Annotated in this window: 7 protein-coding genes; 5 read left to right on the forward strand and 2 right to left on the reverse strand. The window is 72.3% G+C overall.

From position 1 onward, the window contains the following. The first annotated feature begins 87 nt into the window (after positions 1-87). From ACFV2J_RS13530 to ACFV2J_RS13540, 3 genes are all read left to right on the forward strand, one after another. Entirely contained in the window at positions 88-1,485 is a 1,398-nt protein-coding gene (locus ACFV2J_RS13530) for a hypothetical protein (RefSeq protein WP_385095795.1), read from the forward strand. Continuing rightward, positions 1,482-1,694: a DUF6924 domain-containing protein gene (locus ACFV2J_RS13535; RefSeq protein ID WP_385438701.1), complete on the forward strand. Its 213-nt coding sequence runs from the start codon at positions 1,482-1,484 to the stop codon at positions 1,692-1,694. The genes ACFV2J_RS13530 and ACFV2J_RS13535 overlap by 4 nt, the downstream gene beginning before the upstream one ends. Positions 1,695-1,865: 171 nt before the next feature. After that, the gene (locus tag ACFV2J_RS13540; protein ID WP_385095801.1) at positions 1,866-2,573 is read left to right on the forward strand and encodes an alpha/beta hydrolase; all 708 of its coding nucleotides are present in this window, start codon (positions 1,866-1,868) and stop codon (positions 2,571-2,573) included. 183 nt (positions 2,574-2,756) lie between these two features. Here ACFV2J_RS13540 and ACFV2J_RS13545 read toward each other — a convergent pair whose 3' ends face one another. Then, entirely contained in the window at positions 2,757-3,782 is a 1,026-nt protein-coding gene (locus ACFV2J_RS13545; RefSeq protein WP_385095803.1) for an alcohol dehydrogenase, read from the reverse strand. 250 nt (positions 3,783-4,032) lie between these two features. After that, positions 4,033-5,496 (reverse strand): serine hydrolase domain-containing protein, encoded by a 1,464-nt coding sequence (locus ACFV2J_RS13550; protein ID WP_385438613.1) that lies wholly within the window; start codon positions 5,494-5,496, stop codon positions 4,033-4,035. A 375-nt stretch (positions 5,497-5,871) separates the two neighbouring features. On the opposite strand from ACFV2J_RS13550, the gene ACFV2J_RS13555 reads away from it, so the two are divergent. Continuing rightward, a complete protein-coding gene (locus tag ACFV2J_RS13555) occupies positions 5,872-7,089 on the forward strand; it encodes a 4-hydroxybenzoate 3-monooxygenase (protein WP_385097272.1) in 1,218 nt (405 codons plus the stop codon). A 192-nt stretch (positions 7,090-7,281) separates the two neighbouring features. Next, positions 7,282-8,745: serine/threonine protein kinase (locus tag ACFV2J_RS13560; RefSeq protein ID WP_385438617.1), on the forward strand; the 1,464-nt coding region annotated here is incomplete at its 3' end.

An 8,745-nucleotide genomic window follows, 5' to 3' on the forward strand; every position in this document is an offset into this window, starting at 1 on the left:
CGGCCCTTCCGCACCCCATACGATCACCTCGCTCGCACGCCAGTACGCATTCGGGCGCCGTAGCGGGCACCAAACGGGAGGGACCACTTGACCATTTCCTTCAGCGCGCGCTCACGTGCTGTCCTCGCCTTTCTGGGAACCCTCGGCCTGTCACTGGCCGCCGCCGTGTCGCCCGCGAGCGCGGCCGGCGGTACGCCCACCACACCCACCCGGTTGTTCAACGGCAACCGGAGCTGCTCGACCGACGCGGACCGGCCCACGTACCTCTGGGCCGGCAACAACGTCGTCGTCGAGGGCATCCCCGGGACCACGGACACCACCGACAACTCCCCGGTCGCCGTGCGGTATCAGGTCTGGCCGGCCACCGACCCGTCGCAGACCACGACATTCACCCGTGACCGCGCCACCCCCGGGTTCGAGGCCACTAGCCTGCTGCCCGCGGAGGTGCTCGCCGACGGGCAGACCTATGCGTGGCGGGCGCAGACGGTGGCCGGGGGCACGGCCTCGGACTGGTCCGTTCCCTGCTACGTCACGATCGACGACACTCTCCCGGCGAGCGCGCCCACCATCTCCTCGCCGAACTACGCGCCGGACCAGTGGAACCAGGGCGGCGACCCGGTCAGGTTCACGCTGAACGCCAACGGGGCCGACGATGTCGCCGGGTTCGAGTACTCGTGGACGCAGCCGCTCCCGGTCGTCGTCGTCGCGCACATCGGGGACCACGGCATCCCGCAGCCCGAAGACCCGTACGCGGACCCGAGTCACTTCACGCGGGCCGACGCCCCCGGCGGTTCGGCCACGCTCGACCTGGTTCCGCCGAGCAACGCCGGCCCGACGACCCTGTGGGTGCGCAGCCTGGACCGGGCCTACAACCCGTCGGAGACCACCAGTTACAGGTTCCTCGTCCGCACGACGGCACCCACCATCACCCCGGCCGTCCCGTCGCCGGAGTTCGGTGAGCCGACCACGTTCACGCTCCGGCCCGACGCCGCGCTCCAGTCGAAGAGCCCGGTCGTCAGTTACTCCGTGCAGTCCTTCGGAGGCCCGGACGGCGACAAGACCGTCGACGTCCCGGCCGCGGCGGACGGCACGGCGACGACGGAGCTCACGCTCGACGGCATCGTCGGCGAGCATCTCCGGGTGACCAGCAAGAGCGCGAACGGCTGGCTCAGTGACGCGGCATCGTGGGACATCGACTACGACACGACTCCCACCGTCACTTCCGACACCTACCCCGAGAACGGCTCCGGGGGCGGTGTGGGCGTCCCGGGCACCTTCACGTTCACGCCGAAGGTGAAGGGCATCGTGAGCTACACGTACTCCTTCGACACGGAACCAGAGGTCACGGTCGCCGCGGGAGCCGACGGCTCCGCGAGCGTGGACTGGACCCCGGACTCGGACGGTTCCTACGGCCTCCAGGTCTACGCGACGACCGGAACCGGCATCCAACTGGCCCTCTACGACTACTCCTTCACCGCGAACTGAATCCGCGAACCGACCGCGCATCGGCCGGTCCCGGGCCCACCGCAGCCACCGGTGGGCCCGGGCAACCCCGTTTTGCGCGGGACGGGTTACGGCCCCGTGTTACGGCAGCCGAACTGTGGGGCATCGAGAACAACCTCTCGCTCGCGAACATGGACTTCGAGGAGTTCACCGGTGCTGCCGGGAACGATGGCGTATTCCGAGGATTCTGAGTCACCGGCCGCCCGAGCGGGGTCTGGCTGCGTATGCGCCAGCGCACGAACGGACTGGGTTGGGCTGGCCGAGCCGGGCTGGGAGGTGTCTCTCGCAAGTGGATCACCGGCCATACCCGGCGTCTAGGATCGCTCTCTCCAGCAAGTCGACCCAGAGAGGCGGACCAAGTGGTGGCCGGCGTGGTCTTGGTTCACGGCTTGTATCACCGGCCCGAGCACTTCACCCGGGTTGCTGAACGCCTACGGGCGGCCGGCGTGGACGTGGTCACTCCCGAACTGCACCGGGGCTCCTTGGCCGCGGACACGGCGGCGGTGCAGGCCGCGGTCGACATGCTGGCGGAGCCTCCCCTGGTTCTGGGGCACTCGTACGGCGGGTCGGTGATCACCGGTCTGCGCGGAGTCGGGCGTCTGGTGTATCTGGCGGCCTTCGTACCGGATGCGCAGGAGAGCGCTGCGAGCCTGGGCGGCGCGTCCGTCCGGTTGAAAGCCGCCATCGAGCCACAGGCGGACGGTTCCACGCGCCTTGACCCGGCGCGGGCCATGGACGTGCTGTACGGGGACTGTCCCGAGCACCTGGCTTCCTGGGCCGTGGGACTGCTACGAGCCCAGGCGGCCGGCTGCGGGCGCGGAGTCCCGGAACGTCAAGGGTGGAAACATGCCCCTTCCGTCTACGTCGTCTGCGCACAGGACCGAGCCGTCGACCCGGGTCTCCAGCGGACGCTGGCCGCGCGCTGCGACTCCGTTCGCGAGTGGGCGACGGGGCACTCTCCGTTCGTCGGACGTCCGGAGCTGGTCGTCGACCTGGTGCGGGAACTGCTCGACTCCTCCGAGTCCGGCACACCGGGAGGGGCGGACGAAGGCCTCACGGCCACTTCGTGAGTTCCGGCGGGAGACGCGACCCCTGCCGCTCCGCTCCCGCCCCGGCCGGGTACGCGGCCTGCCCGGCGCCGGTCACGGCACCCTGAGGTCGGCGACGACGAGCCGACCGCGCCCCGCGCACCCCGCCCTCCGCGCGCCGCCCTCCACGGCAGCGCCCCGTCCCACCGATCGAACCGCCCGGCGTCACCCGTTGCTGAGCACCATCCGGAACCGCGCCGAGCCCGCGAGCATCTTGCGGTAGGCCTCGTCGGTCTGGTCCAGCGGTACGACCTCCGTCATCGGGCGGATGCCGTGCAGGGCACTGAACGCCATGGTGTCCTGCACGTCCTGCGAGGTACCGCTCGGATGACCGCGGACGACCCTGGCGCCCGTGATCAGCTGGGCCGGGCTGATGCCCAGCGGGGTGCCGTCCAGGCCGATGACGACCAGCTCGCCGCGGTGGCGCAGTCCGTCCACGGTCGCCGTGATCGCCTCGGAGTTGGAGGCGGTGGCGAGGACGACCTGCGCGCCGCCGAGGGACCGCAGTGCCTCCGCGACCGGGGTGCCGGCCGTGCTGTCGACGTAGTGATGGGCGCCGAGCCGCTTGGCGAAGTCCGCCTTGCCCGCGCCACGCGCGATGGCCACCGTCTCGCAGCCCATCGCGACCGCGTACTGCACCGCGAGGTGGCCGAGTCCGCCGACCCCGAGGACGGCCACCAGGTCACCCGGCCGGGCCGAGCTGCGCCGCAGCCCGTTGAACACCGTCACTCCCGCGCAGCCCAGCGGCGCCGCGTCGGTCGCCGCCAGCGCGTCGGGGATCCGGGCCAGGGTGTCCACCGGTACGACGACCGACTCCGCGTATCCGCCCTCGTACGCCCACCCGGGAACCTTCAGGTTCTCGCAGACGATGAAGTCGCCCTCCCGGCACGGCGTGCAGTAGCCGCAGGCGCCGCCGAACCAGCCGACCCCCACCCGGTCGCCGACCTCCCACCCGCGGCCCTGCGTCCCCTCTCCGAGTACCTCGACACGCCCGGCGATCTCGTGCCCGGGGACCACCGGGAACGTCACGCCCGGAACCCCGGCGTTCACGAAGAGGGTGTCGCTGTGGCACACCCCGCAGGCGTCCACGGTGATCCGCACATGGCCGGGGCCCGGCGGAGTCGCCTCCCGCTCGGCGATCGCGAACGAACCGCCGGCGGATTCCACTTGAGCGACTCGATAGGTGGTCATCTGGATCCCTGCCTTGGAGAGTCGGACCGATCTCGAGGCTCTCTGCCCGCAGGTGGTCGTGGTGGGCCCGCGAACCCGACGCGTGCTCAAACGCGGACCGGACCGGCGGGCATCGCCCGTGTGGTGTGCGCCGGTCAGCGGCGGGGCGGGGGCTCGCCCCCGCACCTCGACAGGCCGCTGACGGACGCGGCGGCGGGTGATTTCACGCTACAGCAGCCCAAAGGGGGCGGCGAGTCCGCCGGCACCCCCGCTACCGCTGCCGGGCCTCTTCCCGGCCCCGTCCGGGTGCCGCCAGCGAGCGCAGGGGGCCGCGGTGCAGCGGGGTCGTGTGCCAGCGCACGTCGAACGTCCCGTCCGGCCGCACGCAGCGCACGGTCAGGCGATGCGGGGTCTCCAGGAACACCACGTCGAAGCGGAGCGTGTCCGGATCCGACCAGCCTCCGCTCACCGCCATGGGGACCGGTCCGTCCTCGACCGTCCACTCCCCCGCGGCGAGCCGCAGTGGGTGCCGCTCGTCGCCCTCGGCGAGCGACAGGCTCCACCCGCCACCGTCCGCCGGGGCCACGACCTCGACGCCCGTCAGGGTCCGCTGCTCCGCGCAGACGCCGTCCCGGGGGACGAACACGGCGCCCGCCCAGGCGTCCCGCGCGGCCGGCGGTTCGGGGTTCGCCCCGACCGGCGGCAGGGCGAGGTCCGCCAGCCGGCGTCGCAGTCCCTCGTCCTCCGTACCCGCGAGAGGTGCGGGGCCGAACGCGGGGAGGAGGTGTCGCCACATCAGGTTCAGCAGGGCCTCCATGTCCTCGGTCGCGGCCGTCGTCGCGATCACCACGTCCTGTTCGGGAAGCACCACACAGAACTGCCCGAAGGCACCGTCGCCGCGGTAGCCGTGCCGGCCCATCCAGAACTGGAACCCGTATCCCCGCTGCCAGTCGGACCCCGTGCCCGCGGCCGTTCCGTCCGCGGTGGGGATCTGCTCGCGCGTGGCCTCCTTGATCCACCAGGAGGGCAACAGGCGCTCGCCGTCCCAGACACCGTCCTGGAGGTAGAACTGGCCGAGGCGGGCGATCGCGTCCGTGGCCGCGTGCAGACCGCTGAAGCCGAGGTCGCGACCGTGCGGACGCTGGAGCCAGGCGGTCTCGCCGATACCCAGCGGGTCGAGCAGTCGGGGCCGCAGGTACTCAGTCAGCGACTGGCCGGTCACCCGCTGGACGATCGAGGCGAGCGTGTACGTGGCGGGCTGGTTGTAGGCGAAGACGGTGCCCGGATCCCGATCCGGCGGCACGAGGAGGAATCCCCGCACGATCTCCTTCCGGTCGGCGCGGACGGCCGCCTCGAAGGTCTCAGCGAGGTGACCGCTGGCCATGGACGCCACGTGCCGGACGAGCATGGCGCGGCTGCGCGGGTCGGTGATCTCCGCCTCGAACTCGGGGAAGTACGAGATCACGGGGTCGTCGAGGCGCACCAGCCCTTCCGCCACGGCGAATCCGGCGGCCGTGGACGTGAAGCTCTTGCTGAGCGAGTACAGCAGGTGGAGGCGGTCGGGCGCGTACGGCGCCCACCAGCCGGAGGCCACGACGTGCCCGTGGCGCAGGAGCATCAGGCTGTGCGGTTCGATGTCCGGCGCGGCCTCGACCGCGTCGAGGAACGCGTGGACGCCCGCGGCGTCGACCCCCTGGGCGGCGGGTGTGCTGACGGGCAGGGGACGGGCACTCATACGCGGGCCTCCGGGGCGACGGCGGTGACAGCGGAACGCGGTGGGACGGTGGGACGGTGGGACGCGGTGGGTGACTGACGGTGACAGTGGCGTCGGAACGGGGGACGCCATTCGGTGCATGCACCATCCTTCCCCTGTCCGCCACCACCTGTCCATGAGATGTGCGCAGGACCCCTGAGGCCCAACTGACGTGGTGCACATGGTGCACAGGGTCGCTGAAACCGTGATGAATGGCCTCGACCATTCAGGCAAGGGAGCCGGGACTTCGTGGCGCGCGCCTGAGGTGTCGGGGAGGTCGCGGCGCGCCGGCGAAGGAAGTGTCAGGGGGTTGTGCAGACCCGCCAGAGGTTGTCGGGCCACCGACATAATGCACGGATGATCAAGCCCTCCCCCACCTCGGCGCCGGCGCGGCGCGTCCCGGTCGTCGTCATCGGCGCGGGGCCCGCCGGACTCACCGTCGCGAACATCCTGCACGCGGCGGGCGTCGGCTGCGTGGTCCTGGAGACCGACAGCCGGGAGTTCGTCGAACAGCGGCCCCGCGCGGGGTTCATCGAGGAGTGGGCGGTGCGGGCGCTGCGCGAGCGGGGGCTCGCGGACCGGCTCGTGGAGCGCGCGCAGCCGCACAGCGCGTGCGAGTTCCGCATCGACGGCGAACGTCACCGCTTCCGGTACGCCGAACTGACCGGGGAGCGCCACTTCGTCTATCCGCAGCCCCTGCTGGTCACCGATCTGGTGCGCGCGTACGCCGACGTGAAGGGCGGCGACATCCGGTTCGGGGTGAAGGACGTGACCCTGCACGGCCTCGACGGCGACCGGCCCTCGGTGCTGTACACGGATCCGGCCACCGGCGAACGGCGGCGCGTCGACTGCGAGTTCGTGGCCGGCTGCGACGGGGCCCGCGGGGTGACCCGCTCCTGCGTGGCGCCAGGGCGGGGCACCGTCGCCCGTCACGACTACGGCGTCGGATGGCTGGCGCTGCTGGCCGAGGCCCCGCCGTCCAGTGACTGTGTCGTCTTCGGCGTCCACCCCCGGGGATTCGCCGCCCATATGGCCCGCAGTCCGGAGGTCACGCGCTACTACCTGGAGGTGGCACCCGGCGAGGACCCGCAGCGCTGGTCGCACGACCGCGTGTGGTCGGAGCTGCACGCCCGGCTGGCGGTGGCCGGGGCGCCCCCGCTGACCGAGGGGCGGCTGATCGAGAAGCGCGTGCTCGACATGCACAGCTACGTCGTGGAACCGATGGCGTACGGACGGCTGTTCCTGGCGGGCGACTCCGCCCACCTCGTGGCGCCGATCGCCGCCAAGGGCATGAACCTCGCGCTGCACGACGCCCTGCTGCTGGCGGACGCGCTCGTCGCGTACTGCGGTACGGGGGACGGCGACGGGCTGCGGGACTACTCGGCGGCCTGTCTGCGGCGGGTCTGGGAGTACCAGGAATTCTCCCAGTGGCTGGCCGAGTTGCTGCACGGGCCGTCCTCCGGCGATCCCTTCCGGGCGGGGGCCGCGCGCGCCCGGCTGCGGCGCGTCCTGGAGTCGCCCGCGGCGGCGGCCACCTTCGCCGCGTCGTACATCGGCAAGGACGCCGTGAGCTGAACGGCCGCGGACGGCCGGACGGCAGCGGGGCGGCCCGGCGGCAGAGCGGGCCCGAACTGTTCGTACATGTGCGCTACATGAAAAGAATTCAGGAAAAACGGGACCCGGGAATCGTCCGCCTTTGAACACCCACCGTCACATGCGCCGTACAAACGGGAAAGGTGAACGCCCGTTGTGCAGCGAGGGATGACCATGGTCAAGGTGCAAGTCTCCACGGACGAGCCGGTGGCGGGAAGATACCGGCTCCTGGAGGTCGTCCACCGGGAGGAGGGGCGCGACGGCTGGAACGGCCAGGACGTGGAGTCCCGACGGCTCGTCACCCTGACCCGGTCCCGGCGCCCGGACCATCCGCGCGAGGGGGCGCAGCCGCACACCGCCCTGCGGATCACCCGTGAGTCGGAGGCGCTGGGTCTGATCTGCCCCGGGCGGGTGGCCGTGGTCGTCGACGTCGTCGAGGACGGCGCGTTCCTGTGGACGGTCACCGCCCGGCCGGCGGGTGTCCCCCTGAGCGCACTCCTCGGGCACGGCCCCGTCGACCATGTCAGGACGGCCCGCATCGGGCTGGATCTGCTCGACGTGCTGGGTGCCGCGCATCAGGAGGGCTTCACGCACGGCGACCTGAGTCCCGGGCAGGTGTGGGTGGAGGAGTCCGGCGGGATCACGGTGGGCGGATTCGGGCTGATGGGAGCGACCGGCTCACTCCGCGTCACAGCGCCCTCGTACGCCTCCCCCGAGCAGGCCCGTGGTGAGGGCGGCGGACCGGCCACCGACCTGTGGGCGCTGGGCGCGATCATGTACGAGCTGGTCGAGGGCCGGCCGGCGATCCGGGACCGGGGCAGCCTCGAGGCGACGTTCCGCGCCGTCCAACGGCTGCCCATCCGGGCCCCGTTGAACGCCGGGCCGCTCGGTCCGGCCATCCAGGGGCTCCTGCGCCGGGATCTCGTGGAGCGGGTGCCCGAGTCGGTCGTACGGGAGGCACTCACGCGCATCCTGAAGGCGGAGCTCGACGACGCGGAGCCGACCGGGACGCTGCCGCTGTTCGAGGAGTCCGGGTTCGAAGGCCCTCGCCCTGGGCGGACGCGCGGCGGACGGCGCGTCGGACGGCCGGTGCTGCTCGGGGGAGCGCTGGCCGTGACGGCCGTCTGCTTCGCCGGTCTCGCCATGGCGGGCGGACTGTCCGATCGCGGCACGTCCGCGTCGGGCGGCGCGCCGTCCCCCTCCGCCCCCGACCGGCCCAGCGCCTCACCCGCTCCCACCTCCGGCGGAACGGACCCCCGGGCGACCCCCTCGGCGCCGGCGTCCCGCTCGTCGTCCCCGTCCGCTTCCCCCTCCCCGTCCCGCACCGGCCGGCCGGACCCGCCGGCCGGGTTCTTCCGCTTCACCGCGCCCCAGGGCTTCGCCATCGACCTCCCCAAGGGCTGGACTCCCCTGCGGACCGAGCGGTCGGACGACCAGTCCTACCGTGTCCTGCTCGGCGCGAGCGGCGATCCGCGCACCCTGACCGTCACCTACAGCACCCGGCTGACCCCGGACCCCGTGGCGGTGGGGGGGGGGGGGGGGGCCGCGCGCCTGGTCGTCTCGCTAGGGTTTGAGGGGGGTGGGGGGATACGCGGCGTGGGGATTTTCCGCTATCAGGGGCGGCGCTTTGTGTGGGTG

Source organism: Streptomyces sp. NPDC059668, assembly GCF_042734135.1.
Classification (GTDB): Bacteria; Actinomycetota; Actinomycetes; order Streptomycetales; family Streptomycetaceae; genus Streptomyces.

Coding starts and splice junctions, on each gene's coding strand:
- ACFV2J_RS13545 (WP_385095803.1), bottom strand. CDS start 3,782: ATGACCACCTATCGAGTCGCTCAAGTGGAATCCGCCGGCGGTTCGTTC.
- ACFV2J_RS13550 (WP_385438613.1), bottom strand. CDS start 5,496: ATGAGTGCCCGTCCCCTGCCCGTCAGCACACCCGCCGCCCAGGGGGTC.
- ACFV2J_RS13555 (WP_385097272.1), top strand. CDS start 5,872: ATGATCAAGCCCTCCCCCACCTCGGCGCCGGCGCGGCGCGTCCCGGTC.